The organism is Gilvimarinus gilvus (genome assembly GCF_030518155.1).
Taxonomy (GTDB): domain Bacteria; phylum Pseudomonadota; class Gammaproteobacteria; order Pseudomonadales; family Cellvibrionaceae; genus Gilvimarinus; species Gilvimarinus gilvus.
In genome coordinates this window covers 1-306 of record NZ_JAULRU010000027.1, presented here as the reverse complement: position 1 = coordinate 306, position 306 = coordinate 1, and the positions used below count along the sequence as shown (strand labels likewise).

The following is a 306-nucleotide window of genomic DNA, read 5'->3' as shown; positions in this document are numbered from 1 at the left end:
TCGTGCAATCCGAATCATCGATTGCTCTTGATCGACGTCCAGGTTCGAGTCCGTACGCGCTCGATGGATGACGGTATCGGTTCAAGAACGTACAAGTTAGAACGCTCCGCTTCAGGAATGTAGATCGTAGGATCGTTTCGCAAGGATTCATCTACCAGAGCAGTCGCGTCCTTGTTTGGATTTTGGTAACCGATCTTATTGCTGATTTTGGCAATCACATCAGGGCGGAGGATGTAGTTTATGAAAGCATGAGCCTCCTTAGCATTCGGTGCGTTCAGAGGAATGGCGATGACATCTGACCAGGTA

Annotated in this window: 1 pseudogene; it reads right to left on the bottom strand. The window is 48.7% G+C overall.

The features are described from left to right. Positions 1–14: 14 nt before the first annotated feature. Positions 15–306: pseudogene (locus tag QWI17_RS00135) on the bottom strand (spermidine/putrescine ABC transporter substrate-binding protein PotF); the annotation flags it as partial.